Origin of the sequence: Nocardia sp. NPDC051833 (assembly GCF_040681225.1) — a bacterium.
Lineage (GTDB): Bacteria > Actinomycetota > Actinomycetes > Mycobacteriales > Mycobacteriaceae > Nocardia.
On sequence record NZ_JBFAYK010000009.1, the window covers coordinates 76416 to 95031 of the forward strand.

The following is an 18616-nucleotide window of genomic DNA, read 5'->3' on the forward strand; positions in this document are numbered from 1 at the left end:
TCAACCGAGTCCGGGGCGTTCGTCGTCCACCAGGGTTAGTCGCCGCGCCCAGCGATGAGCTCCCGGCCGAACTGCACCAGATGCTCGGCGCACAGCGGGTGTGGCTGCGCGTCGTGTTCCGACGGGTGCACCACGAGCACCTCGGCGGACTCGTCGCATGCATCGCACATCCAAGGACCGTCGGCATCGAGGTCAGCAGGCAGGTCCTCAATCGGGCCGCTACCAGCGTCGAGCTGCTCGATGGAGTCGAGGTCAGGTTCCTGGCTGTCGTCCCACCGGCCGAACTCCTCGACCGGATACACCACGAACGCGACATCAGCCGCGGTCATACCGAGCTGACGGGCGATCCGTTTCACTGGTGCCGGGTCGTTGTCCTCGATCTCGCCCCATGCAGCCCACACCGCCTGCTCCACCCCGGTCGGCTCGGCCATCTTCCCCCGCAGAATCCCAGCCAACTGGTCCAACATGGACAGCAGCAACTCGGGGGTCGGCTCGGCGGGCATCTGGCCATCGGCGAACTCGATCTCTGCGGTGTGCGGGACGTGAAGAAGCGCGTACCCGATCTGCTTCATGTCGCGGCGCGTGTAGATCGGCTCGTCGAGCGGGTCCGTGGTCATGCCGCAGATCCTGCCACGCCGGTCTGACAGGTTCCCCACTCCCGCAGCACCACGAAGTCCTCGTCGACCAGGCCGGCCGCCGGGTTCACGTAGTGCAGCAGCGCCGCGCCGGGATGGTGGCGTTCGACGTAGCCGCGGTCCCGCATCGAGATGTCGTCGTCGACCCAGGCGAACGGGCGCCCGGCGGCGTACTCGATCAGTGGCGCGGTCTTGAAGAACGTCCCCTCCGGCCCGAACCGCTTGCTGCCCGTGAACTCGACGACGGGCAGTTCCGGCAGTCCGATCAGGGGGCCGATCATGCTGTTGGCCTCGTGCTCCCACGTCGTCCCCCACGCAAGGTCGAACACCTCGGCCAGCGCGAGCAGCTGTGGCCCGTGCTCGGGGTTCAGCCACACCCGCAGAGGCTTCACCCGAGCCGGCGGGGTGTTCGGGTGCCGATCCAGCCAGGCCGCGGGCGTCAACCGATGGGTTTCGTACCCGGCTGGACGCTTCTCCGGCTTCGCGCCGTATGGGTTGAGCGGGCCGTCGACATCGAGGTACAGCAGCGGGCGGGTCACTTCGGCTCCCCAGGGGCAGCATCGTTCGCCAGCCGCGAGAGCAGCGCGGCCTGGTCGTGGCCAGAGACAACGTAGGACCCGCGCGGCCCGTACGCGATCGGCCGACCACCGGCATCCTGAGGGATCAGGATGCTGCCGCAGTACCCCTCGTCAGACACCGTGTCCCCCTGGAACAGCCACAGGCGCGTGTTGCCGAGCGAGTCCTTCCCGAGCGCCAGGTAGTGGCCCTCGGGAGTGAAGTCGTCGCGCCCTTCCCAGCGGATGTCGATGTCGCGGAGGTGAATGTTGTTGCTCATTCTTCGTCTTCCTGGTTGCAGTAGCACTCGCCGTCGGACGCCACGTGCTCGCCGCAGTCGTCACAGAATTCCCGGTACTTCACGCTGCCCTCCTCGCCAGCATGCGCTGCTTCCTCTGCTCGTCCGTCGGCTCGACCCAGCTGTGCCAGTTCACGCCCGGCGCCCACCGCTGCAGATGCTCCTGCCGGTCGACACCACAGTGTCGGCACGCATTCGGGCTCGGTGTTCCGTTGTCACTCATCACGGTCGCCCTTCTCTGACTCAGCCCACTTCCGGGCGCCGGCGAGCAGTCCGGCCGCGAGCGATTCGGCGATCTCCGGCTCCCATATCGGTGTGCTGACCCCGTTGAGCCCGAGGCGCATTCCAGCGTGGCCGTCGAACAGGTAGACGTGCCCGTCGCTGCGTGGGCCGTCGGTGTCCACCGGCCAGACCGGGTCACCGTGCCTATCAGTCTGCTGCTCGGTCAGCTTCACGACCGCGTAGCCGCCGTTGTCGAGTGCCGCCGCGGTGAGCCGGGCAGCATGCTCGGCCTGCGCGACAGGCATCTCCGGGTCGTACGCCCTCAACGCCGCGGCGATCACAGCCTGGTTGCTATCCATCTCGCTCGTCCGTCTCCTGGTCGTGTTTCGGTTTGCGTTGGTAGGTCTTGCCGGACGGGATCGGTTGCGCGGCCGACGACTTGCGCAGTTCGTGCCGGCGCCGCCACGCTGCGAGGTCGGGGCGCTCAGGCTCGGGCTCGGTCATCGCAGAAGTCCCATGCGGCGGAGGCGGTCACGCTGCTCTTTGTCGTGCTTGGCGCGCAGGATCTCGGCACGCGCCTCGGCCACGTCGCCGAACTCGTACTTGTGTTCTTCGCACAGCGTGTAGCCGTCGACGATGACCACGGCGGCGTTGCTGGCGTTGGCGGAGATCGGTGCGCCGTGCAGACAGAGCGCGCACTCCAGCCCGCCGGTCACGGTTGCGTGCAGTTCCATCAGTCCTCCTGGGGTTTCCGGTTCCACCACGGGAACCAGCCAGTGCGCTTGTGCAGGTCACACCCCCAAATGCCCCAGTCACACAGGGCATCTCGGGGATGCGTCAGCCAGAACCACATCGTTTCCACGGTCACGCCTTCCTGCGGCGGGTGACCCAGCGGCCGTACGCGTCCTCGTCCTCGGTCGGGTCGAAACCGCTGACCGCGTCGTGACCGTCCTCGGGGTGTTCCTCGTGCTGCCACCAACCACCGGTCGGGCAGTCGACCCAGCTGATGACACCGTGGCAGGCACGGCACGTCGACTCGATCACGACAACGCCTCCGTCGCCGTCGTCGACATCTGCTCCAGCAGCGCCCGGCCACCGAGCGTGCGGTGGTAGTCGACGACGTAGTCGATATCCCACGACTCGGCGCACTCCGGGCAGATCGTGATGCCGTGGTTGCAGCGGTCGACGGGGCGAATCCACAGCTGGCCGTGGGGCTGATCTTCGTCACGCAGCCAGCAAGGCACGTACTCGTTGCTCGACAACTTCGCGCCCGGCTTGACCGCCCCGGACTCGTCGTGGGCCTTCGTCTCACGGAAAAGGATCGCGGTCACTGCTCGAACTCCATCAGTTGTGCGTCGATCGGACGCCACTCGATATCGGCGTACTCGGCATGCCAGTCCTGCGGCCGGCCAGCCTTGGCGGCGCGTGCGTTCATTTCGTCGGCCGCGCGACGTGCATCGCTGTCGCTCGCCTTCATGGTCTCGACCGGGATACCGTCCTTGTCGGTGCCGACGACCCGGTAGATGCGGTCACTCGCCATCGGACTCGTACTCCTCGGTTGCTTCTTCGTCGAGTTCCCAGTCCCCGGCCATGTTGAATTCGTGTGCGCACTGGTGGCACAGACTGACGGGCAGCTGGTCGTATGCGGCGTTCTCGCCTTCCTTGCGGGTCTCGGCCTCCACGGTGACGACGTGGCTGGCGTACTGCGAGAACACATAGGTGAATTCGGGCATCAGATCTCCTCAAAGGTGTTGATGTCGGGCTTTTCCGGCGGGTACTTCTCGTGTTCGCTCTCGTAGCTGGTGTCGATCAAGGTGATGCCGTTGTCGGTGGCGAGCCGGTCGTGCAGGTATGCCTCGGCGAACTCGCCGTCGACGTCGAAGTCGTCGGGCACGTCGAGTTCGTAGGTGTCCCAGCGGCGTGCGTTGGCGGCGGCCTCGATGCGGATGCGCTTCATGTCAGTCCTCGTCCTCGATCGCGTCGACCTGCACCGAGAACGCGCGGCCGTCGGGGAGCGTGAGCGTCAGGCGGCCGTGGTCGGAAGGCGCGATCGTGACCGTGTCGTCTGCCGCCGCGATCGTGTCGAGCAGCCAGTACGCCACCTTCTGTGCGTCGCTCACTCCAGACGGTGCTGTGGTTGTGCTCATTTCGCTGGTCCTTTCAATGAGTGCTGGCGGGGTGGGGAACGCCGAGCTGTTCGCGGATCTCGTGCTGGAGCCAGCGGATGGCGTCCCAACGGATCTCGATCAGATCGGTGATGGTCGGGCCGGACGGCTTGACCGTGCGGGCCGGGGCGATCACCCGCCCGAACGCGCCCAGCCGGGCGGGCAGTTCGGTCGTGGGACCGGTGTAGTCGGCGCCGTGGAATCGGGCGAAGGCCCGCAGCTGACGGATCTCTGCGAACACCTCGTGCATCTGGTCGCGCATCTGGTCGACGGTCATGCTGCCGCCCCCTCGTCGGTGTCGGCGCACCCGCACGAGCAGCACGGGGCGGTGAAGTCGGCGGGCACGCAGGGCGCCCGGTACACGTCGTGGCGGAGGCAGTCGTCGCACCGGTCGGTCGGCACGCGACCCACCTTCACCGCGCCGCTGCGGATCCGGCGCGCGAGCGCCCAGTCGGCCGGGATCTGACTGACCGGCGCGGTGCAGCAGCCGCAGATCATGCTGGTGACTTTGTCGTTCATCGGTTACTCCTCGCGTCGATCGGTCGGTGGGGGTGTTGGCGGGGTCGGTGGGGGAGCGTCGTTGGTCCCTTGCCGCACGTCGTTGTGCGTTGACCCCGCCAACTTGTTCAGGCGACGTAGAAGCCAGTGATGTTGTCGGCAATCACGATTCGCTGGCGGCCAACCACCAAGTGCCCGTCCTCGACCGCCCTCAGCGCGCCCCAAACGGTGTTGCCGTCGCCGTCACGGACTGTCACGGGAACTACCTCGTCGGCGTCGCTGAGGATGTCTTTGGCGATGAACTCGACCGCGCTGGCGAAGGTTCCGAGCCAGTTGAGATCGCTGTTTTCGAGCGTGATTGCCATGTCATTGCCTTTCGGTGGTGGTGGCGGTCAGGCCGCGACGAGGTGGGCGGTGCGCGGGTAGGCGGCCAGGCCGTCGTTGATGACGGGCTCGGTGCTGCGGTAGGCGTACACCTGGCGGAACTCGCCCTTGAGGTACTTCCACACCTGTACGGGCTCGCGGCCTTCGTAGGCGTCCTCGTAGGCGGCCTTGATCTTCTTGCCCGCCCAGCTGCCGTAGCGGCGGATCGTGTCGGCGTCGGCGCCGAGGTTGGTCAGCGCGGTGGTGACGGTGACGAACTCGCCCTTGTCGAGCAGGTCGGTCATCCAGAACCCGTTGAGGGCGCGGAGGGAGCGGACCAGGGCGACCGTCTTCGCGGCGACCAGGCGCTCGCGGATGATGCGGGCCGCGGCGAGACGGGCGGCGCGGGGGCGGGTGTAGAGGGTGGTCGTCATCGGGGCTCCTTCGTCGGTCCGTGGTTGCTGAAACGACCATAGCAAGGCATTGCGGTGCAGTGCAATAGATGGCAATGAGTTGTAGTCATTTGGTTGAGGGTTCCCCGCTTTACGCCTGTTTGCGCAGCTGGGCGCTGCGTTGATGCGCGACCGATAAGGTAACGAAATGATCACAAGGCATGCAACGTCTTGAAGGCAATGCAGTGCAGTGACTAACGTTGCTCGCAACACACCGACTGGCACTCGGTACCTCCAGCGAAAGGAACCCCGATGGTCACCACCGACCCCCGCCCCACCTGCGGGCACGAAGACTGCGAAGCGTGGCTGGCCGGCGACGGCACCTACGTCACCTACTGCGGCTTCACCGCGACCCCGCTCGAGGTGGCCGCATGAACACCGACACCGCCGCGATCGCCGACCTCATCGGCGCCAGCGCCCTCGACTTCACCGGGCACACCGCCCCCTCCCACACCTTCACCACCGAGTGCGAGGAGTGCGCCGCGACCGGCCTGATCCGCATCGAGATCGGCTACACCCACCGCGCTGGCGGGTGGACCGACACCAGCACCTGGTGCCTCGCTCACGCCGCCGACGCCATCTGGGCCGCCGACATGACCGACCCCGCCTCGATCGACGTCACCATCGCCGACCTCGCGCTCACCCTGCCCCTCGCGGCCTGACCGGAAGGACCACCCGATGCTCACCGAAACCCAAGCCCGCGAATCCCTCGGCCTCCCCGCCAAGGACCCGCGCGTCCAGTTCGACGTCGAATGGGATAGCAGCGACTTCCGGGAAAGCGAATGCGGCGAAGCCGGATGCCGCCACCCCGACGGTGTCGCCGCCCCAGTCCACCTCGACTGGACCAAGCCCGGTTTCGACGAAGACACCGACGCGCCGAACTCGCTGCACCTCCAGCAGGAGGCGTACTGCTGGCAGCACGCGCGTGCGGCGCTCGTCGAAATCCTGAACGAGACCGCGCCGTTCGCCCACAACGACGAGGTCTACATCCAGGTGGCGGTCAACGGCTGGTACCTGCGGTACGCGACCCCGACGCAGGTGGCGGCGTGATCACCCGCCACGACGACCGGGGCGACACCCTCTACGGCGCCGCCCCGCTCGTCGACCACGGCGGCTACGCGCTCGAAGTCATCGACGCCCCCACCGACGCCTACATGGGCATCTGCGTCGCCACCAACCCGACCGGGCCCTGCCCGAAGATCCGCGCCGAACTCACCACCCCGCAAGTCCGCGAACTCCGCGACCGCTGCGATGCCTACCTCGAAGACCACCAGGAGAACCGATGACCAAGACCGCCACCCTGCTGCCCGCCGAAGTCGCCCACACCGAGACCGGGGAGACGTTCTGCACCGACGCCCGCGTCTACCAGCTCAACCCGCCACTGATGATCCCGGACGGAATCGCCGACTACGTCGTCGCGTCGACCCTCGACGAAACCGTTCTCACCCCAACGGGATACCGGCGCAGCCAGGAAACCCACCTGTACGTGTCCGACGAGGAAGGAATGGTCGCCGACTGGACCGTGCTTCCTGGCTCCGGTCGCCACCGCGACCACACCGAAGCGCTCGCCGCTGCGGGCTACACGGTCGTCGGCGCACTGGTCGGAGCGGACGCATGAGCGCGCCCCGCGACCTGGTCGCCGAAGCGCGCGCCCTCGCCGACGAGATGTACCCCGGTCTCCTGAACGGGCTGGCAGACGAGGTCGAAGCCCTGCGCGCTGTCCTGGCCTCTGAGGAGCGATCAGTCGACCGGCTGACCACTGCCCTCGGCGAAGCCAACGCCGCCCGAATCAAGCTGCGCGCCCAGCTGGACGTGGTCCGTGCCCACATCAACGGGCGCCCGGAGTACATCACCGCGTGCTTGAACGCGGGCCCGGACAACGACCACGACTACTACCGGTGGCAGGGCGGCGCCGAAGCCCGCCGTCAGCTCGCCCAGGACCTCGACTGGACCGTGCCCCACAAGCCCGGCGAGACCACTGCCCCGAAGGACGGCCAAGCATGAGCCTTCTGCCATTCGGTCGTCGAGCCCGCCAGACCCGACTGCGTGCCGAACTGACCGCCCTCGCCCGCGACATCCGATTCAGCGGCGAACCCGAACTCGCCGCCCGCACCGAACGCATCGCCCGAAAATACGGAGCCACGAAATGATCTCGCGCACCTGGAAATACAGTACCCAGCAACGAACCGAAGACACGTTCGTCATGGAACTCGCATTCGAAGAGGACCTGACCCTGCAAGCGCTCCGCGCCTTCGTCGAAGCCACCAAGGGCATCGACGGCTGGGCGGAAGTCCGCATCGGCACCGGGCATCGACCCGGCCACGAAGAAGTCATCGTCCTGCGCGCCATCTCGACCGACGGCGGCTTCGAAACCATCGAAGGCCCGCGGCATCCCGAGGAGATCTCTGTCGAAGGCGGGGCTGACTAGTGACGGCCCCGCTCGCGCGCCACGGCCGCCATGCCCGCCTGTGGTGGAAGCCCTGGCAGCGCACCGTCGACGACATCCGCGCCGACAACCCGGACCTGGTGCTCGACGAGCACTTCGCCACCGTGCCCCGCGATACCGGCACCCTGCCCAGCCTCGCCGGCGAGGGCTAACCCAGAGACCTTCCCTGCGCGACCGCGGTGCCCCGCCATCACCCGCGCGCGACGGCCGCCCATAGGGGAGGGGGAGCGCGGCGCCCGAGATCGACCACCACATCTCTCGGGCGCCGCCCCTACCAAACATCACTCCTGACCTGCATCAACCACAACAGAAAGCGAACCGCCATGACCCCGAAGTTCCAGTTCGTCTCGACCCTGCCCACCACCATCCGTAGCCGCAAACCGTCCGACCTGCTCAGCGAATACGCCGCCGCGCTCCGCGCCCGCCAGGGCCAGTGGGCGAAGTGGCCGCGCAAGGTCAGCCAGTCCTCCAGCTACGCGATCACCGACAACGTCCGCAAGGGCGCCTACCCGGCGCTCCCCGCCCCCGGCTACGAAGCGGCGACCCGCAACGGCGTCACCTACGTCCGCTACGTCGGCCACCAGGACGCGGCGTGACCGCCCCCATCAGCATCTACATCGCCGCGAAGAACGCCGACGACGCGCGCGCACTGCTCGCCGAAGCGCTCGCAGTCGCCAGCGAAGGCGAACCGCACGACGGCACCCTTCTGCACGCCACCCGCGACGGCGGGTTCGCCAATCTCTACACCCACCTCTGACGCGAAACCTGGTGAGCCCCATGGACCGACTGCCCCTGCTCCGCGCGATCTACAAGCACATCACCCTCTACCGACACGTTCACAACCAGGCGTTCTTCCGGCACCGCTCGGACGACGGCTACATCGAGTCGTGCATCGGCGGATGGGCGATCACCCTGTCCAACCGGTACCGGTGGATCGGGTCGGATTGCGCGAAGTACGGGCAGATCCAGGTCGAAGAACTGTTCGGGGACCACCGCATCCGGTTCGCCGACACCGTCGCCACCGAGCTCCTCGGCCTCGCCGATGACGAATCGATCTTCGTCATCGGCGCCGCCGACGACAAGACAGCCCGCGCCTGGCTCGAAGACCAAATCGCCGCCGGCGAGCGCCGCATCTTCGACCAGCTCACCAACCCCCTCACCGTCGATTCGAAAGGCCACATCGAATGAGCAGCTTCGGCTACAACCACAAGCTCTACTACCGGGTCGAGGACCTCGCCGAGATCGCCGACACCACCCCGCGCGGGCCCCGCCACGACGCCGCGGTCGACGCCTACGTGCGCGCGCTCAACGCGATCTGCGCACAACGCACCCGCGAAGACTGGCGGCCCCATCTCGACGAAGACGAGGTGCCGCTCGGCCAGAAGCGCGTCAACACCGACCGGCTGCACGCGCAGGCCGCCGCGTGACCGACGCCGTCATCCTGCTCGCCCAGCGCGGCGAACCCGGCTCCGACGCACCAGTATTCATCGTCACCGGCCTGGTGCTGGTCACGTTCTGGGCGTTCGTCGGATGGGCAATCGCCTACGGCCGACACCGTTGACTGGCCGGTAACTAGCGATCTTGCACAAAGCGGGGGTGGGCAGCGACAGCGCCCACCCCCGATCTATACCGACCGCTTGTCTTGCACTGCACTGCCACGTAGTATTTGCATTGCAATGCCGATCATGAACGGGTCGAAACTGGCCCCCTACCAGGAGGTTCACATGAGTAAACGCATCGCACTCCGGCTGGTGGGGGCCGCCGCCTCCGTCCTTCTCATCCTCGCCGCGACCATCATCGCGCCGATCATCGCGGTGGCCAGGCAATGACCGAACCCAAGACCCCCGACCTGTTCGCTGGAGCCCCCTGCCGCACCCCCGAACACTGGGAATGGCAGCGCGAACACCGCGCCTCCCAATGGGACTGGCACGTCGACGGCGAAACCCCGAAACAAGCCGCCACCCGCCGCAAACGCTCCCGCGACCTCTGCTTCACCTGCCCCGCCACCGCCCGCCAAGCATGCCGCGACGCACACGAAAAACGCGCCGAAGAAACCGCCTACACCGTCCCCGGCGTCTGGGGCGGACGCCTCCACCCCGACAAGGACAAGCCCCGCGACGAAGACCCCGCCGGCTACCTGCCTTTCGAGGTGGACGCGGCGTGACCGACATGGTGGAAGCAATGCGCGACTCGGCCGCCGTCGTCGCGGCACGACACAACAGTGACACCGCCGGAATCGAAGTCCTCCTCGACTACGGAGACACCCTCGGCATCGTCCTCAACCTCGCCGACCTGGTGCTCGTCCTCGCGGCCCGCGCTGCTGTCCCCGTCGAAACGCTCATCGCGACCATCAGGAAAGGAGCCGACAGTGAGCTCCCCTGAACACCTCCTTCGGGCCGTCGCCCTGCCAACCAACGGCGGTCACCGATCCCGTGCCGCAAATGCCACCAGCCCTTCCGTCAGCTAACCGACTTCATCACCTGGAGAGAACTGTGACCGCACCCGCCATCGCACCCCTCGCCGAGGCACTCGAACACCAGCCGCGCTGCACCGCCAAGTTCCACACCGGCCATCGGCCACCCGCAGCGTTCTGGGTCGACCAGCACGGTTGCATCGAACAGCTCGTGTGCCTCGGCTGCTACACGTGGCTGGTCGACCGCTGGGACGAGTGGATCAGCACCGTCGACCAGCTCAACTGCCCGCGGTGCCAGACGAAGTTCGACGCCTTCACCGACGCTTTTCATGTGGTGCCGCTGTGCCCGACATCGTCACAGTAACGATCGAATTGCCGTGGTCTCGGCCCCTGCTGTCGATGAACGACCGTGGCTGGACCAAGGGCGCGGCGATGGCGAAAGCCGCGAAAGTCCGCGAGATCCGGGAAACGGCCGTCGCGCTCGCCATCCACGCCGGACTTCCGCAGGGCCTCGACTACGTGCGGGTGCAACTGCACTACCAGCCGCGCGACTCTCGCCGCCGCGACACCGACAACCTCACCGCCACCGCCAAACCGCTCTACGACGGCTTGGCGGCAGGCGGAAAGAACCTCGCAGGCTACGGCCTCGTCCCCGACGACACCCCCGAGTACATGAGCAAACCGGAGCCCGTCATTCACCCGCCCGTGAAGGGCGAGGGCGGCCGGATGTGGCTCGAAATCACCTACAACACAGAGGAGCAAGCAGCATGACCAGTCTCATCGGGCACCTCGCCCGCTTCCTGGGAGGGCCCATGGAACTCGGATACGAACCGTACGTGCCGCGGCTGACCGACGCCGCGACAACCCGGTCTGAGTACCAGCTCCTCTACAAGAACCCGGAATCCGGTGAGGAGTTCAGCCTCCTCACCGACGGCACCCGCGTGTGGGCGGAGCGGAAGCAAATGCAGGACGCCGGGTATCAGGTCGTCGTCACGAAACGCCAGATCACCACCAGCGCCTGGGAAATCGTGGAGCGTGCCGCATGAGCTGGATCGAACTTCTTTGGTGGGTCGCTGTCCTGGCACTCTTCGGCTGGCTCGCTTGGCTGTACCGGTGAGGTCCACGTGAGCAAGAAGGAAGCCCACGACCTCGTCCAGCGCGCGCGCAAAGTCGGCTGGGTGTACCTCGGAATCGACGGCCGCGGCCACCACCGAATCCTGTGGCCGGCGACCGGACGCAAGTATGCGATCCCCTGCACGCCCGGCGGCGGACGGCGATCCATCGAGAACGCCGAAGCCGACATCGCGCGCCTCAGCGGCCAACTACTCCGGCCCGTCCCCGGGGCGGGCCGCACCAGCACCCAGCGCGCCGCCGACCGGAAACGGAAAGCGAAACGCCAGACCGTAGTGAAACCCGTCGCCGCACCACCCAGACCCGACTGGCGAGACCAACTCGCCGCCCTCCAAACCGAGCCGGAGCACCAGCTTGTGACCCCATATCCGACCGTCTACCTCGTCGTCTGCGAGGACCGCCACTTCGACACCACCATCGAAGGATTCGCCGATCAAGACGAAGCCATCAGCTACGCGAAGTACCTCGCCCGCTCGCTCGACCGGCACGGCGTCCTCGACGAAACGCTCACCGAGCCGATGCAGCAAGGCGGGTGGCTGTATTACGGCTGCTACTCCGTCGAAAGCGACCACGTCCACGTCCAGCCAATCTCGATCAAGCAGCCGAACGGAGCAGCCCGGTGAACGCCACGTACGCATGGCCCGACAACGCAATCAACACCATGCCCCACGGGAGCGACCACAACGCCGAGATCGCCCGCAACGGCATCGTCCTGCTCGGCCAGGTCGGCTCCGGTCTTCACGGCGTCACCACCGGCAGCGACGACCGTGACGAGATGGGCGTCTGCATCGAACCGCCCACGATGACCATCCCGGTCACCCAGCAGAGCGTGGCCCTGTTCGAACAGTACGTGTTCCGCACCCAGGCCGAAGGCGTCCGGTCCGGCGCGGGCGACCTCGATCTCACGGTGTATTCGCTGCGGAAATGGAGCGCTCTCGCCGCCCAGGGCAATCCGACCGTGCTGCTGCTGGCGTTCATCCCCGAGGCTGAGATCGTCGTCCAGACCGACGTCGGCCGCGACATCCAGGCGCACCCGGAAAGGTGGCTGTCTCGCGAGGTCGCGTTGCGGTTCGGCGGCTACCTCGTCAGCCAGCGTGATCAGCTGCTCGGCGTCAAGTCGAAGAAGCACACCAACCGGCCCGAGCTCGTCGACAAGCACGGCTTCGACACCAAGTTCGCTTACCACATGGTTCGTTTGGGCTTGCAAGGCGTGGAACTGCTGACCACGGGCCGGATCACTCTGCCGATTCCGGAGCCGGACCGCACCTGGCTGCAGGAGCTGCGCCGCGGCGAGCACGCGAAGGACGAGGCACTCGACCGCGCAGCCGACCTTCTCGATCAGCTCAACCGCCTGGCCGATTCCGCTGACCTGCCGCCGGAACCCGACCGTGTAGCGATCCACCGGTGGCTCGCCGACACCTACCTCTCCTGGTGGGAGCAGCATGGCCTGATCGGGGGCCGTCATGGCTGAGACCGACGACGACATCAGCCCGTACCAGGCGCGCCTGTACAACGCGGTGATCTTCGGAGAGCGGCACGGCCGCCGCCACGCCAACGCGGAGATGGGTTCACTGCTTCGTCGGTTGTGGACATCGCGGCGCCGCTGGCAGGCTCAGGCGGTGGCCGACGAGGCAGCAATCAATCTGATCGGCGCCATGTGCGAGGCCGAGCAGCGCCGCGCCGGCATCGTCAGCGCGTTCGTCCGCGCCGACCACATCCTGTACGCCCTCTACCCTGACGGCGACCCGCCGCAGGGCTGGGACCAGGTGCGGTCCGCGGCGGAACGGATTCTCCGCGCCGCCGCCTGACCAATTCAGAAGATGCCCGTCACATTTCCTGTGGCGGGCATTTCCGTGTGTAAAGACGGTTTGACTCGCTATCTATTCTGTGAATAGGTCGAACAGGAGGCCGCGAATGGACCCGGAATGCATCGAACCTGAAACTGTGGGTCGCGACCCCGAATTTCCATGGCTCGGATACGAGGACGAAGACGAATATGAGCAAGACTGCAACTAGTGTCGTGGCGGCCCTGCTGGTCGTGCTGACCTGGTGGTTCGTCACGCCCCGATTTCTCGGAGCGATGGTTGCGGCGTCGGCGGGTATCAATGACACCGATTGACAAAGGCGTGATCGAACTCATCTGCATTTCGCACGGATGCCAGATTTGGCGCGGAAGATACCTCTCCAACGATGAGGCTCGCGCCCTCATGATCGCGCACGCCCTGCAGCACAACAATCGGCCCATCACGCCCGCTGATCTATTCGGCGGCGAAACGGAGAACGACGAAACATGAACACCGCCCTCGTTGCTGTGGCGATCGTGACTCTCGCGGCAATCCTTCTGGCGAGCTCCGCCGCGGTCTGGCTCCTGTGGCGCGCCGACCGACGCGCCCGCCCGGTCGTCTACAAGTGCGCGTCGACGATCAACGTGACCGATGTCAAGGCCGCCGCCGAGGCAGCGAAAGCGGTCGACCACGTCCTCGCCCGGCAGCGGCTCACGTCCACGATTCGCGCCCGATGACCATGCGCGACGAGGTCGGCGACGACTTCGACTGGCTCGACAGCGACGAGACCTGCGTTCGCTGCGGGGTGCACTGGGCTGACTGCGATTGCTGAACCGTCGCCCACGCCCCCGCGAACACCGAACCCGACCAACGGAGCAGCCCATGACCGACGAAACGCCGAAGTACGCCAACGGCGGCGTCATCCGCTCCGAAACGTTCCCCACGAACGAGTCGGGCCAACCCGAACCGATCGTCTCAAGCTGCGGGTACTGGCCGTGGCACCGAACCGAGGAAGAAGGAGACGACGAACCGCGTGAGTGACGAACTCGCCGCTGGCGCCCGCGCTGCACTGTCCGATGCCGTACACGGCCTCGTCGGGCTGCAATCCGAGCGGATCTATCGCGACGGCCGCACCGTGCCGATCATCGTCGACTCGCTCTACGACCAGCTCCGGGAAGCGACCGCGGGCGAACAACAGGACGGTGCCGGCGCCCGCCGACCGGAACCCGGCTCGCGTGCACCCGGCTGGGCGGACGCGCTGTCGCTGCTCGAGGTGATCGACCGCCGGGTAGGGGAGTGGTCGATCGGTGTCGCGAAGGTCCCCGGCCGCGAGCTCACGGTCCGGCGGCTGTACGCGCTCGCCGACAACCTGTGGGCGCCGGAACAGGTCGGGCTGGTGCGGCGGATGGAACGGCAGGTGCGGGACTGGTGCGCACGGATCAACGCCTTGCTTGGCGACGCACGCGAGTGGGAGCTACGGGCGCCGTGCCCGGCGTGCGGTGTGACCATGGTCGCGACCGAGAACGGGTCCGGCGAAACGGTTCACGCCTACGCGCTGCGCGCGAACCTAAGTGCAGCACAGTGTATTTCGTGTGGCGCTGACTGGGCGCCGGAGCAGTACCGGCTACTCGGCATGCTCATCGGCGCACCGCTCCCGCCGGGTGTCCTCGAATAGGGTTTGACGTATGGCAATGCCATGCACTACAGTGCAACGTAACAACTTCCCGTTGCGAAGTTCACGGTTACTTCTTCTGGTGAAACGACACCGTGAACACCTTGATCTCGGGGAGCTAACTTCACAGGGGTGCTGTTCCGTAGGAGAGGGTTACTTCCTCTGCTAAAGGAGAGACGCAGGTTCGAATCCTGCCACTACCCGCACGGGTGGTGTAGCTCAGTGGTAGAGCGCTACCGTCACCTTCCCCGCCTTGATGTCAGCACCCACGAAGTGACGCCTCCCAACACAATCCAGGAATCCTGTTGGGAGGCATAGCCATGTCCAAATTCAATCAGACCAGCGTTCGCGCCGCGGCAACGGCTGTCGGTCCGATCAAGACCAAGGCCAACAAGTCCACCCGCACCCACGAGGGCGCGCCCGGCGAGGTGCGCACCAAGCGGTCGGAGCTGTTCCTGCTGGCTGTGTCGAACTTCGTCGGCGAGAACACCTTCTACGAGTCGGCCGACACCCGCGACGCCCGATACCGCTCCCTGATCGCCAACCGCGCCGTCAAGGACGGCGACTGGACCGCCGAGCTCCTCGCCTGGATGCGAGGCCCCGAGGGCAACATGCGCTCCGCGTCGCTGGTCGGTGCCGCCGAGTTCGTCAAGGCCCGCCTCGACGCCGGCATCCACGGCGGCAACCGTCAGGTCATCAACTCGGTCCTGCAGCGCGCCGACGAGCCCGGCGAGTTCCTCGCCTACTGGATGTCGCGGTACGGCCGCAAGCTGCCGATGTCCGTCATGCGTGGCGTCGGTGACGCTGCGTCGCGCCTGTACACCGAGCGGTCGCTGCTCAAGTACGACACCGCCTCGCACGGCTTCCGGTTCGCCGACGTCCTCGAGCTGTGCCACCCGAGCAAGTTCACCCCCAAGCAGGGCGACCTGTTCGAGCACGCCATCGACCGCCGCCACAACCGCGAGAACGCGATCCCGGATTCGCTGCCGATGGTCTCTACGAACGCGGTCTTCAAGACCTATACCCCGCTGTTCGTCGACCACCTCGCCAAGAACGGAACGCTCGCCGACAGGCTCGCCGAGGCGGGCATGACGTGGGAGCAGCTCGGCTCGTACGGTCCGTGGACCGCGAAGCGGTGGGAGGCGATGATCCCGTCGATGGGCTATATGGCGCTGCTGCGTAACCTGCGCAACTTCGACGAGGCAGGCATCTCCGACACCGTCGCTGAGCAGGTCGCCGCGAAGCTGGCCGACCCGGACGAGGTCGCGAAGTCGCGGCAGTTCCCGTTCCGGTTCCTGTCGGCCTGCGAGTCGGCGCCGTCGCTGCGCTGGGGCCATGCCCTCGACAAGGCCCTCGGGCACTCGCTGCGCAACCTTCCCGCCCTGCCCGGCCGGTCGCTGATCCTGATTGACACCTCCGGTTCCATGCAGAGCAGGGTCACCGGCAAGTCGGCAATGGAGATGGTGACGATCGCCGCCGTGTTCGGTGTCGCGCTGGGCGTCCGCAACGCGGGCGCGGCCGACATCTACGGGTTCGCGTCCGGCGAGTTCAAACACGAGGTGCAGGCGGGTGCGTCGGCGATGCGGGAGATCGGCCGGTTCACCAGCCGTGTCGGCGAGCGCGGGCACGGCACCGACATCGCGGGTGCGGTCCGCCGCCAGTACCAGGGGCACGACCGGGTGTTCATCATCTCGGACATGCAGACCCAGTCCGGCGGCATCACCACGCCGATCCCGCCGCACGTTCCCGTTTACGGGTTCAACCTGCAGGGCTACCGTCCGGCCGCGTACGCGTTGGGCGCGAACCGTCACGAGTTCGGTTCGCTGACCGACTCGACGTTCAAGCTGGTGCCGCTGCTCGAGTCCGGGCGCGACGGCGGCTGGCCGTGGGAGATCGACGGCCAGGCCGCGTGAACTTCGAAGACTTCGCCGCCTTCACCGGCGGGCCACCTGTCGAGCCGTCCTCGGACGCTCGGCAGGTGGCCGCGGCCGTGTACGGCCAATACACCGCGCTCACTGGCGTCGGATTCACCGAGAAGCAGGCGATGCGGTTGGTGCAGACGATGATCGCCGCCACAGCGGGGAGCGGGAAGCGGTGACTGCGCGGGGCATCTTCACGCACTGCCACGGCCAGTTCTGGTGGTGCGTGCTGGACAACATCGCCCACGAGTGGCTGCGCGTGCCGCTCGATCAGGATCTGTGCGACGACCCTGACGACTGGCCTGACGTGCCGGACCACTGGGGCTACTGGATCTGCCGCCGTCACGACGCCGCGCTCGAACACGCGGCACGGAGCGAACTCTATGGCGCCCGCGCGCGCCGAATCCGCCAACTCGGATGGGGACGATGACAGAGATCCACACGCCGACCAGGAAGCACCTGCAACAGCACCTCGACGAACTGGTCGGCGACCAAGTGCTATTCACTCTCCATGACGGTCACCCGGGTCCTTACGGCATCGACAACCTCGCCTTCGGCACCGGACTGCCGCAGCGGCACTCGTTCACCGAGGGCGGCTCAGTGGGATTCCGCATCCCCTCCATGCCGGTCAAGCGTGTCCGGGTGCCTTTGCCGCGCAAGTGGTGGCAGATCCGGTCCCGCTACCGCATCGAAGAACGTCGGCCAATGTTGGTCGTCCAAGCCGTCATGCTGTGGTCTAGGTCCAACAGGCAACCCATCGTGACTGTCGACCTGCCAGAACCCGAATACTGGCTGACCAGCGGCGAGGTATTCATCATCTACCCAACCAGGCCGAGGTTCAACTGATGAAGCTGTTCGTCGACGACGAGCGGCCCGCGCCTACAGGGTGGATGCTCGTCAAGACCGCGGCTGCCGCGCTCGCCATCATCAACGGCCACCGGCTCGCCGGCGTCCCGCTCTCAGTGCTGTCCCTCGACCACGACCTTGGTACCTCGATCGCGACCTACGAGGACGAAACCACGCGCCCGATCATGCTGTGGATGTGCGAACACGACTGGTGGCCAGACGCACTCTACGTGCACACCGCCAACCCGGCCGGGCAGGACTGGCTCGTCGGGATGGCACGCCGCTACGCCCCGCCCGGCACGCTGCGCGGCTACGGCCAAAACTACTGGGGCACCTGCACCGTCGACGACATCGAAAGGCATCCCGGATGACCTGGGAAACCCTCAACCCGACCCGCATCGCGGTCGCGGGGGACTGGCACGGCAATAGCTTCCATGCCGATCGGGCGATTCGGCACGCCGCCGAGCACGGCGCCCAAGCGGTCCTGCATGTGGGCGACTTCGCATACAAGTTCGCGCCGAGCTTCATGGCGAAAGTGCAGCGCGCGCTGGAGGACACCGGCCTGACGCTCGCGTTCGTCGGCGGCAACCACGACGACTGGGACCGCCTTGACCTCCTCGAAGCCGACCACGGCTGTACCGCGATCCTGATGCGCCCGAACATCTACTACCTTCCGCGCGGCTACCGGTGGGCGTGGTCCGGGGTGTCGTTCCTGGCGCTCGGCGGCGCACACAGTGTGGACCGGCCATGGCGGGCCCGCGGTGAATGGTGGGCCCGCGAAACCATCTCGGTGGGGGAGGCTCTCAACGCGTCCCTCGACGGCCACGCCGACGTGATGATCACGCACGACGTCCCCGACGGCGTCCGCATCCCGTGCATCGAAGGCAACCCGATCGGCTTCCCCGACTCCGAGATCGAAGCCGCACAACGCCACCGGGAACTGCTGCGCAACGTCGTAAGCGAGATCCGGCCGCAGCACCTGTTCGCCGGCCACTACCACTGCCGCCTCGACGCACCCCTGATCGGACGCGACTACCGGACCGAGGTGCACATCCTCGACATGGACGGCGGCGCGATGGCCGACAACGTGATGATCGTCGACCTTGTCGACCTCTAGAGGTTGACCGGGTAGACCGGCTCCTGGATCTCCGGCTTGATCCGGTCCTCGACGAAGATGCCGTGCCAGACCATGAAGACCAGCAGGGTCCACAGGCGGC

At 66.8% G+C, this 18616-nt stretch carries 48 protein-coding genes and 1 tRNA gene; 33 read left to right on the forward strand and 16 right to left on the reverse strand.

The features are described from left to right. Nucleotides 1-35 precede the first annotated feature (35 nt). The 16 genes from AB0L91_RS34615 to AB0L91_RS34690 all read right to left on the reverse strand — a co-directional run bounded on the left by AB0L91_RS34615 (nt 36) and on the right by AB0L91_RS34690 (nt 5170). Complete coding sequence (locus tag AB0L91_RS34615) at nt 36-617, reverse strand: hypothetical protein (protein WP_365017074.1); 582 nt, start codon at nt 615-617, stop codon at nt 36-38. Continuing rightward, nucleotides 614-1174, reverse strand: a complete 561-nt coding sequence (locus AB0L91_RS34620; RefSeq protein WP_365017075.1) for a hypothetical protein — start codon at nt 1172-1174, stop codon at nt 614-616. The genes AB0L91_RS34615 and AB0L91_RS34620 overlap by 4 nt, the downstream gene beginning before the upstream one ends. Continuing rightward, nucleotides 1171-1470 (reverse strand): hypothetical protein, encoded by a 300-nt coding sequence (locus AB0L91_RS34625; protein WP_365017077.1) that lies wholly within the window; start codon nt 1468-1470, stop codon nt 1171-1173. Before AB0L91_RS34625 ends, AB0L91_RS34620 begins: the two co-directional genes overlap by 4 nt. Before the next feature lie 233 nt (nt 1471-1703). Further along, complete coding sequence (locus AB0L91_RS34630) at nt 1704-2069, reverse strand: hypothetical protein (protein ID WP_365017079.1); 366 nt, start codon at nt 2067-2069, stop codon at nt 1704-1706. Continuing rightward, the gene (locus tag AB0L91_RS34635) at nt 2062-2214 is read right to left on the reverse strand and encodes a hypothetical protein (protein ID WP_365017081.1); all 153 of its coding nucleotides are present in this window, start codon (nt 2212-2214) and stop codon (nt 2062-2064) included. The genes AB0L91_RS34630 and AB0L91_RS34635 overlap by 8 nt, the downstream gene beginning before the upstream one ends. Next, nucleotides 2211-2444 (reverse strand): hypothetical protein, encoded by a 234-nt coding sequence (locus AB0L91_RS34640; protein WP_365017083.1) that lies wholly within the window; start codon nt 2442-2444, stop codon nt 2211-2213. The genes AB0L91_RS34635 and AB0L91_RS34640 overlap by 4 nt, the downstream gene beginning before the upstream one ends. 130 nt (nt 2445-2574) lie before the next feature. After that, nucleotides 2575-2754 (reverse strand): hypothetical protein, encoded by a 180-nt coding sequence (locus AB0L91_RS34645; RefSeq protein ID WP_365017085.1) that lies wholly within the window; start codon nt 2752-2754, stop codon nt 2575-2577. After that, nucleotides 2751-3041 (reverse strand): hypothetical protein, encoded by a 291-nt coding sequence (locus AB0L91_RS34650; protein WP_365017087.1) that lies wholly within the window; start codon nt 3039-3041, stop codon nt 2751-2753. The genes AB0L91_RS34645 and AB0L91_RS34650 overlap by 4 nt, the downstream gene beginning before the upstream one ends. Next, complete coding sequence (locus AB0L91_RS34655; RefSeq protein WP_365017089.1) at nt 3038-3250, reverse strand: hypothetical protein; 213 nt, start codon at nt 3248-3250, stop codon at nt 3038-3040. The genes AB0L91_RS34650 and AB0L91_RS34655 overlap by 4 nt, the downstream gene beginning before the upstream one ends. Then, entirely contained in the window at nt 3240-3443 is a 204-nt protein-coding gene (locus AB0L91_RS34660; protein WP_365017091.1) for a hypothetical protein, read from the reverse strand. The genes AB0L91_RS34655 and AB0L91_RS34660 overlap by 11 nt, the downstream gene beginning before the upstream one ends. After that, nucleotides 3443-3667: a hypothetical protein gene (locus tag AB0L91_RS34665; RefSeq protein ID WP_365017093.1), complete on the reverse strand. Its 225-nt coding sequence runs from the start codon at nt 3665-3667 to the stop codon at nt 3443-3445. The genes AB0L91_RS34660 and AB0L91_RS34665 overlap by 1 nt, the downstream gene beginning before the upstream one ends. A gap of 1 nt (nt 3668) precedes the next feature. Beyond that, nucleotides 3669-3857: a hypothetical protein gene (locus AB0L91_RS34670; RefSeq protein WP_365017095.1), complete on the reverse strand. Its 189-nt coding sequence runs from the start codon at nt 3855-3857 to the stop codon at nt 3669-3671. 13 nt (nt 3858-3870) lie between these two features. Next, complete coding sequence (locus AB0L91_RS34675) at nt 3871-4152, reverse strand: hypothetical protein (RefSeq protein WP_365017097.1); 282 nt, start codon at nt 4150-4152, stop codon at nt 3871-3873. Further along, nucleotides 4149-4394 carry a hypothetical protein gene (locus tag AB0L91_RS34680; protein ID WP_365017099.1) on the reverse strand — a complete coding sequence of 82 codons (246 nt, stop codon included), beginning with the start codon at nt 4392-4394 and terminating at the stop codon, nt 4149-4151. The genes AB0L91_RS34675 and AB0L91_RS34680 overlap by 4 nt, the downstream gene beginning before the upstream one ends. A 107-nt stretch (nt 4395-4501) precedes the next feature. After that, the gene (locus AB0L91_RS34685) at nt 4502-4738 is read right to left on the reverse strand and encodes a hypothetical protein (RefSeq protein WP_365017101.1); all 237 of its coding nucleotides are present in this window, start codon (nt 4736-4738) and stop codon (nt 4502-4504) included. A 27-nt stretch (nt 4739-4765) separates the two neighbouring features. Next, nucleotides 4766-5170, reverse strand: coding sequence for a hypothetical protein (locus AB0L91_RS34690; RefSeq protein ID WP_365017103.1), 405 nt, complete (start codon nt 5168-5170; stop codon nt 4766-4768). A 270-nt stretch (nt 5171-5440) separates the two neighbouring features. Between AB0L91_RS34690 and AB0L91_RS34695 the strand changes: the two genes are divergently transcribed. The 33 genes from AB0L91_RS34695 (at nt 5441) to AB0L91_RS34855 (ending at nt 18516) form a co-directional block, all read left to right on the forward strand. Beyond that, nucleotides 5441-5563 (forward strand): hypothetical protein, encoded by a 123-nt coding sequence (locus tag AB0L91_RS34695; protein WP_365017105.1) that lies wholly within the window; start codon nt 5441-5443, stop codon nt 5561-5563. Then, complete coding sequence (locus tag AB0L91_RS34700) at nt 5560-5850, forward strand: hypothetical protein (RefSeq protein WP_365017107.1); 291 nt, start codon at nt 5560-5562, stop codon at nt 5848-5850. Before AB0L91_RS34695 ends, AB0L91_RS34700 begins: the two co-directional genes overlap by 4 nt. A gap of 16 nt (nt 5851-5866) precedes the next feature. Then, entirely contained in the window at nt 5867-6238 is a 372-nt protein-coding gene (locus AB0L91_RS34705) for a hypothetical protein (RefSeq protein ID WP_365017109.1), read from the forward strand. Beyond that, entirely contained in the window at nt 6235-6474 is a 240-nt protein-coding gene (locus tag AB0L91_RS34710; protein ID WP_365017111.1) for a hypothetical protein, read from the forward strand. Before AB0L91_RS34705 ends, AB0L91_RS34710 begins: the two co-directional genes overlap by 4 nt. Continuing rightward, on the forward strand, nt 6471-6806 hold the full coding sequence (locus tag AB0L91_RS34715; protein ID WP_365017112.1) for a hypothetical protein: 336 nt from the start codon (nt 6471-6473) through the stop codon (nt 6804-6806). Before AB0L91_RS34710 ends, AB0L91_RS34715 begins: the two co-directional genes overlap by 4 nt. Continuing rightward, nucleotides 6803-7192: a hypothetical protein gene (locus AB0L91_RS34720; protein ID WP_365017114.1), complete on the forward strand. Its 390-nt coding sequence runs from the start codon at nt 6803-6805 to the stop codon at nt 7190-7192. Before AB0L91_RS34715 ends, AB0L91_RS34720 begins: the two co-directional genes overlap by 4 nt. Next, nucleotides 7189-7338, forward strand: a complete 150-nt coding sequence (locus AB0L91_RS34725) for a hypothetical protein (RefSeq protein ID WP_365017116.1) — start codon at nt 7189-7191, stop codon at nt 7336-7338. Before AB0L91_RS34720 ends, AB0L91_RS34725 begins: the two co-directional genes overlap by 4 nt. Beyond that, nucleotides 7335-7616 (forward strand): hypothetical protein, encoded by a 282-nt coding sequence (locus AB0L91_RS34730; protein ID WP_365017118.1) that lies wholly within the window; start codon nt 7335-7337, stop codon nt 7614-7616. Before AB0L91_RS34725 ends, AB0L91_RS34730 begins: the two co-directional genes overlap by 4 nt. Further along, nucleotides 7616-7786 carry a hypothetical protein gene (locus AB0L91_RS34735; RefSeq protein ID WP_365017120.1) on the forward strand — a complete coding sequence of 57 codons (171 nt, stop codon included), beginning with the start codon at nt 7616-7618 and terminating at the stop codon, nt 7784-7786. The genes AB0L91_RS34730 and AB0L91_RS34735 overlap by 1 nt, the downstream gene beginning before the upstream one ends. Before the next feature lie 171 nt (nt 7787-7957). Continuing rightward, nucleotides 7958-8230: a hypothetical protein gene (locus AB0L91_RS34740; RefSeq protein ID WP_365017122.1), complete on the forward strand. Its 273-nt coding sequence runs from the start codon at nt 7958-7960 to the stop codon at nt 8228-8230. Then, the gene (locus tag AB0L91_RS34745) at nt 8227-8391 is read left to right on the forward strand and encodes a hypothetical protein (protein WP_365017123.1); all 165 of its coding nucleotides are present in this window, start codon (nt 8227-8229) and stop codon (nt 8389-8391) included. The genes AB0L91_RS34740 and AB0L91_RS34745 overlap by 4 nt, the downstream gene beginning before the upstream one ends. Before the next feature lie 20 nt (nt 8392-8411). Beyond that, the gene (locus AB0L91_RS34750) at nt 8412-8822 is read left to right on the forward strand and encodes a hypothetical protein (RefSeq protein WP_365017125.1); all 411 of its coding nucleotides are present in this window, start codon (nt 8412-8414) and stop codon (nt 8820-8822) included. Continuing rightward, a complete protein-coding gene (locus AB0L91_RS34755) occupies nt 8819-9061 on the forward strand; it encodes a hypothetical protein (protein WP_365017127.1) in 243 nt (80 codons plus the stop codon). Before AB0L91_RS34750 ends, AB0L91_RS34755 begins: the two co-directional genes overlap by 4 nt. Beyond that, a complete protein-coding gene (locus tag AB0L91_RS34760; RefSeq protein ID WP_365017128.1) occupies nt 9058-9195 on the forward strand; it encodes a hypothetical protein in 138 nt (45 codons plus the stop codon). Before AB0L91_RS34755 ends, AB0L91_RS34760 begins: the two co-directional genes overlap by 4 nt. Before the next feature lie 264 nt (nt 9196-9459). After that, the gene (locus AB0L91_RS34765) at nt 9460-9798 is read left to right on the forward strand and encodes a hypothetical protein (RefSeq protein WP_365017129.1); all 339 of its coding nucleotides are present in this window, start codon (nt 9460-9462) and stop codon (nt 9796-9798) included. Further along, nucleotides 9795-10016 (forward strand): hypothetical protein, encoded by a 222-nt coding sequence (locus tag AB0L91_RS34770; RefSeq protein WP_365017131.1) that lies wholly within the window; start codon nt 9795-9797, stop codon nt 10014-10016. The genes AB0L91_RS34765 and AB0L91_RS34770 overlap by 4 nt, the downstream gene beginning before the upstream one ends. A 110-nt stretch (nt 10017-10126) precedes the next feature. Further along, nucleotides 10127-10411 carry a hypothetical protein gene (locus tag AB0L91_RS34775; protein ID WP_365017132.1) on the forward strand — a complete coding sequence of 95 codons (285 nt, stop codon included), beginning with the start codon at nt 10127-10129 and terminating at the stop codon, nt 10409-10411. Further along, on the forward strand, nt 10390-10818 hold the full coding sequence (locus tag AB0L91_RS34780) for a hypothetical protein (protein WP_365017133.1): 429 nt from the start codon (nt 10390-10392) through the stop codon (nt 10816-10818). The genes AB0L91_RS34775 and AB0L91_RS34780 overlap by 22 nt, the downstream gene beginning before the upstream one ends. Beyond that, a complete protein-coding gene (locus tag AB0L91_RS34785) occupies nt 10815-11093 on the forward strand; it encodes a hypothetical protein (protein WP_365017134.1) in 279 nt (92 codons plus the stop codon). The genes AB0L91_RS34780 and AB0L91_RS34785 overlap by 4 nt, the downstream gene beginning before the upstream one ends. Nucleotides 11094-11171: 78 nt before the next feature. Next, nucleotides 11172-11801 (forward strand): hypothetical protein, encoded by a 630-nt coding sequence (locus AB0L91_RS34790; RefSeq protein WP_365017136.1) that lies wholly within the window; start codon nt 11172-11174, stop codon nt 11799-11801. Between the two features lie 38 nt (nt 11802-11839). Continuing rightward, on the forward strand, nt 11840-12649 hold the full coding sequence (locus AB0L91_RS34795; RefSeq protein ID WP_365017137.1) for a nucleotidyltransferase domain-containing protein: 810 nt from the start codon (nt 11840-11842) through the stop codon (nt 12647-12649). Beyond that, nucleotides 12642-12986: a hypothetical protein gene (locus AB0L91_RS34800; RefSeq protein WP_365017139.1), complete on the forward strand. Its 345-nt coding sequence runs from the start codon at nt 12642-12644 to the stop codon at nt 12984-12986. The genes AB0L91_RS34795 and AB0L91_RS34800 overlap by 8 nt, the downstream gene beginning before the upstream one ends. A gap of 188 nt (nt 12987-13174) precedes the next feature. Continuing rightward, nucleotides 13175-13297 carry a hypothetical protein gene (locus AB0L91_RS34805; RefSeq protein WP_365017141.1) on the forward strand — a complete coding sequence of 41 codons (123 nt, stop codon included), beginning with the start codon at nt 13175-13177 and terminating at the stop codon, nt 13295-13297. Nucleotides 13298-13468: 171 nt separating this feature from the next. Continuing rightward, nucleotides 13469-13699: a hypothetical protein gene (locus tag AB0L91_RS34810; protein ID WP_365017142.1), complete on the forward strand. Its 231-nt coding sequence runs from the start codon at nt 13469-13471 to the stop codon at nt 13697-13699. Between the two features lie 145 nt (nt 13700-13844). Further along, entirely contained in the window at nt 13845-14003 is a 159-nt protein-coding gene (locus tag AB0L91_RS34815; RefSeq protein ID WP_365017144.1) for a hypothetical protein, read from the forward strand. Beyond that, nucleotides 13996-14637, forward strand: a complete 642-nt coding sequence (locus AB0L91_RS34820) for a hypothetical protein (protein ID WP_365017146.1) — start codon at nt 13996-13998, stop codon at nt 14635-14637. The genes AB0L91_RS34815 and AB0L91_RS34820 overlap by 8 nt, the downstream gene beginning before the upstream one ends. Nucleotides 14638-14764: 127 nt before the next feature. Then, nucleotides 14765-14838: transfer RNA gene (locus AB0L91_RS34825), tRNA-Ser, on the forward strand. A 116-nt stretch (nt 14839-14954) separates the two neighbouring features. Beyond that, the gene (locus AB0L91_RS34830; RefSeq protein WP_365017147.1) at nt 14955-16547 is read left to right on the forward strand and encodes a TROVE domain-containing protein; all 1593 of its coding nucleotides are present in this window, start codon (nt 14955-14957) and stop codon (nt 16545-16547) included. After that, complete coding sequence (locus AB0L91_RS34835; RefSeq protein WP_365017148.1) at nt 16544-16732, forward strand: hypothetical protein; 189 nt, start codon at nt 16544-16546, stop codon at nt 16730-16732. The genes AB0L91_RS34830 and AB0L91_RS34835 overlap by 4 nt, the downstream gene beginning before the upstream one ends. Further along, complete coding sequence (locus tag AB0L91_RS34840; RefSeq protein ID WP_365017149.1) at nt 16729-16983, forward strand: hypothetical protein; 255 nt, start codon at nt 16729-16731, stop codon at nt 16981-16983. The genes AB0L91_RS34835 and AB0L91_RS34840 overlap by 4 nt, the downstream gene beginning before the upstream one ends. After that, nucleotides 16980-17399, forward strand: coding sequence for a hypothetical protein (locus AB0L91_RS34845; RefSeq protein ID WP_365017150.1), 420 nt, complete (start codon nt 16980-16982; stop codon nt 17397-17399). The genes AB0L91_RS34840 and AB0L91_RS34845 overlap by 4 nt, the downstream gene beginning before the upstream one ends. Then, the gene (locus AB0L91_RS34850; RefSeq protein ID WP_365017152.1) at nt 17399-17770 is read left to right on the forward strand and encodes a cyclic-phosphate processing receiver domain-containing protein; all 372 of its coding nucleotides are present in this window, start codon (nt 17399-17401) and stop codon (nt 17768-17770) included. Before AB0L91_RS34845 ends, AB0L91_RS34850 begins: the two co-directional genes overlap by 1 nt. Next, on the forward strand, nt 17767-18516 hold the full coding sequence (locus AB0L91_RS34855) for a metallophosphoesterase (RefSeq protein ID WP_365017153.1): 750 nt from the start codon (nt 17767-17769) through the stop codon (nt 18514-18516). The genes AB0L91_RS34850 and AB0L91_RS34855 overlap by 4 nt, the downstream gene beginning before the upstream one ends. The last annotated feature ends 100 nt before the right edge of the window (nt 18517-18616 follow it).

Coding starts and splice junctions, on each gene's coding strand:
- AB0L91_RS34615 (WP_365017074.1), bottom strand. CDS start 617: ATGACCACGGACCCGCTCGACGAGCCGATCTACACGCGCCGCGACATG.
- AB0L91_RS34625 (WP_365017077.1), bottom strand. CDS start 1,470: ATGAGCAACAACATTCACCTCCGCGACATCGACATCCGCTGGGAAGGG.
- AB0L91_RS34630 (WP_365017079.1), bottom strand. CDS start 2,069: ATGGATAGCAACCAGGCTGTGATCGCCGCGGCGTTGAGGGCGTACGAC.
- AB0L91_RS34635 (WP_365017081.1), bottom strand. CDS start 2,214: ATGACCGAGCCCGAGCCTGAGCGCCCCGACCTCGCAGCGTGGCGGCGC.
- AB0L91_RS34640 (WP_365017083.1), bottom strand. CDS start 2,444: ATGGAACTGCACGCAACCGTGACCGGCGGGCTGGAGTGCGCGCTCTGT.
- AB0L91_RS34655 (WP_365017089.1), bottom strand. CDS start 3,250: ATGGCGAGTGACCGCATCTACCGGGTCGTCGGCACCGACAAGGACGGT.
- AB0L91_RS34660 (WP_365017091.1), bottom strand. CDS start 3,443: ATGCCCGAATTCACCTATGTGTTCTCGCAGTACGCCAGCCACGTCGTC.
- AB0L91_RS34665 (WP_365017093.1), bottom strand. CDS start 3,667: ATGAAGCGCATCCGCATCGAGGCCGCCGCCAACGCACGCCGCTGGGAC.
- AB0L91_RS34670 (WP_365017095.1), bottom strand. CDS start 3,857: ATGAGCACAACCACAGCACCGTCTGGAGTGAGCGACGCACAGAAGGTG.
- AB0L91_RS34675 (WP_365017097.1), bottom strand. CDS start 4,152: ATGACCGTCGACCAGATGCGCGACCAGATGCACGAGGTGTTCGCAGAG.
- AB0L91_RS34680 (WP_365017099.1), bottom strand. CDS start 4,394: ATGAACGACAAAGTCACCAGCATGATCTGCGGCTGCTGCACCGCGCCG.
- AB0L91_RS34685 (WP_365017101.1), bottom strand. CDS start 4,738: ATGGCAATCACGCTCGAAAACAGCGATCTCAACTGGCTCGGAACCTTC.
- AB0L91_RS34690 (WP_365017103.1), bottom strand. CDS start 5,170: ATGACGACCACCCTCTACACCCGCCCCCGCGCCGCCCGTCTCGCCGCG.
- AB0L91_RS34695 (WP_365017105.1), top strand. CDS start 5,441: ATGGTCACCACCGACCCCCGCCCCACCTGCGGGCACGAAGACTGCGAA.
- AB0L91_RS34700 (WP_365017107.1), top strand. CDS start 5,560: ATGAACACCGACACCGCCGCGATCGCCGACCTCATCGGCGCCAGCGCC.
- AB0L91_RS34705 (WP_365017109.1), top strand. CDS start 5,867: ATGCTCACCGAAACCCAAGCCCGCGAATCCCTCGGCCTCCCCGCCAAG.
- AB0L91_RS34715 (WP_365017112.1), top strand. CDS start 6,471: ATGACCAAGACCGCCACCCTGCTGCCCGCCGAAGTCGCCCACACCGAG.
- AB0L91_RS34720 (WP_365017114.1), top strand. CDS start 6,803: ATGAGCGCGCCCCGCGACCTGGTCGCCGAAGCGCGCGCCCTCGCCGAC.
- AB0L91_RS34725 (WP_365017116.1), top strand. CDS start 7,189: ATGAGCCTTCTGCCATTCGGTCGTCGAGCCCGCCAGACCCGACTGCGT.
- AB0L91_RS34730 (WP_365017118.1), top strand. CDS start 7,335: ATGATCTCGCGCACCTGGAAATACAGTACCCAGCAACGAACCGAAGAC.
- AB0L91_RS34740 (WP_365017122.1), top strand. CDS start 7,958: ATGACCCCGAAGTTCCAGTTCGTCTCGACCCTGCCCACCACCATCCGT.
- AB0L91_RS34750 (WP_365017125.1), top strand. CDS start 8,412: ATGGACCGACTGCCCCTGCTCCGCGCGATCTACAAGCACATCACCCTC.
- AB0L91_RS34755 (WP_365017127.1), top strand. CDS start 8,819: ATGAGCAGCTTCGGCTACAACCACAAGCTCTACTACCGGGTCGAGGAC.
- AB0L91_RS34765 (WP_365017129.1), top strand. CDS start 9,460: ATGACCGAACCCAAGACCCCCGACCTGTTCGCTGGAGCCCCCTGCCGC.
- AB0L91_RS34785 (WP_365017134.1), top strand. CDS start 10,815: ATGACCAGTCTCATCGGGCACCTCGCCCGCTTCCTGGGAGGGCCCATG.
- AB0L91_RS34795 (WP_365017137.1), top strand. CDS start 11,840: ATGCCCCACGGGAGCGACCACAACGCCGAGATCGCCCGCAACGGCATC.
- AB0L91_RS34800 (WP_365017139.1), top strand. CDS start 12,642: ATGGCTGAGACCGACGACGACATCAGCCCGTACCAGGCGCGCCTGTAC.
- AB0L91_RS34805 (WP_365017141.1), top strand. CDS start 13,175: ATGAGCAAGACTGCAACTAGTGTCGTGGCGGCCCTGCTGGTCGTGCTG.
- AB0L91_RS34810 (WP_365017142.1), top strand. CDS start 13,469: ATGAACACCGCCCTCGTTGCTGTGGCGATCGTGACTCTCGCGGCAATC.
- AB0L91_RS34815 (WP_365017144.1), top strand. CDS start 13,845: ATGACCGACGAAACGCCGAAGTACGCCAACGGCGGCGTCATCCGCTCC.
- AB0L91_RS34830 (WP_365017147.1), top strand. CDS start 14,955: ATGTCCAAATTCAATCAGACCAGCGTTCGCGCCGCGGCAACGGCTGTC.
- AB0L91_RS34845 (WP_365017150.1), top strand. CDS start 16,980: ATGACAGAGATCCACACGCCGACCAGGAAGCACCTGCAACAGCACCTC.
- AB0L91_RS34850 (WP_365017152.1), top strand. CDS start 17,399: ATGAAGCTGTTCGTCGACGACGAGCGGCCCGCGCCTACAGGGTGGATG.
- AB0L91_RS34855 (WP_365017153.1), top strand. CDS start 17,767: ATGACCTGGGAAACCCTCAACCCGACCCGCATCGCGGTCGCGGGGGAC.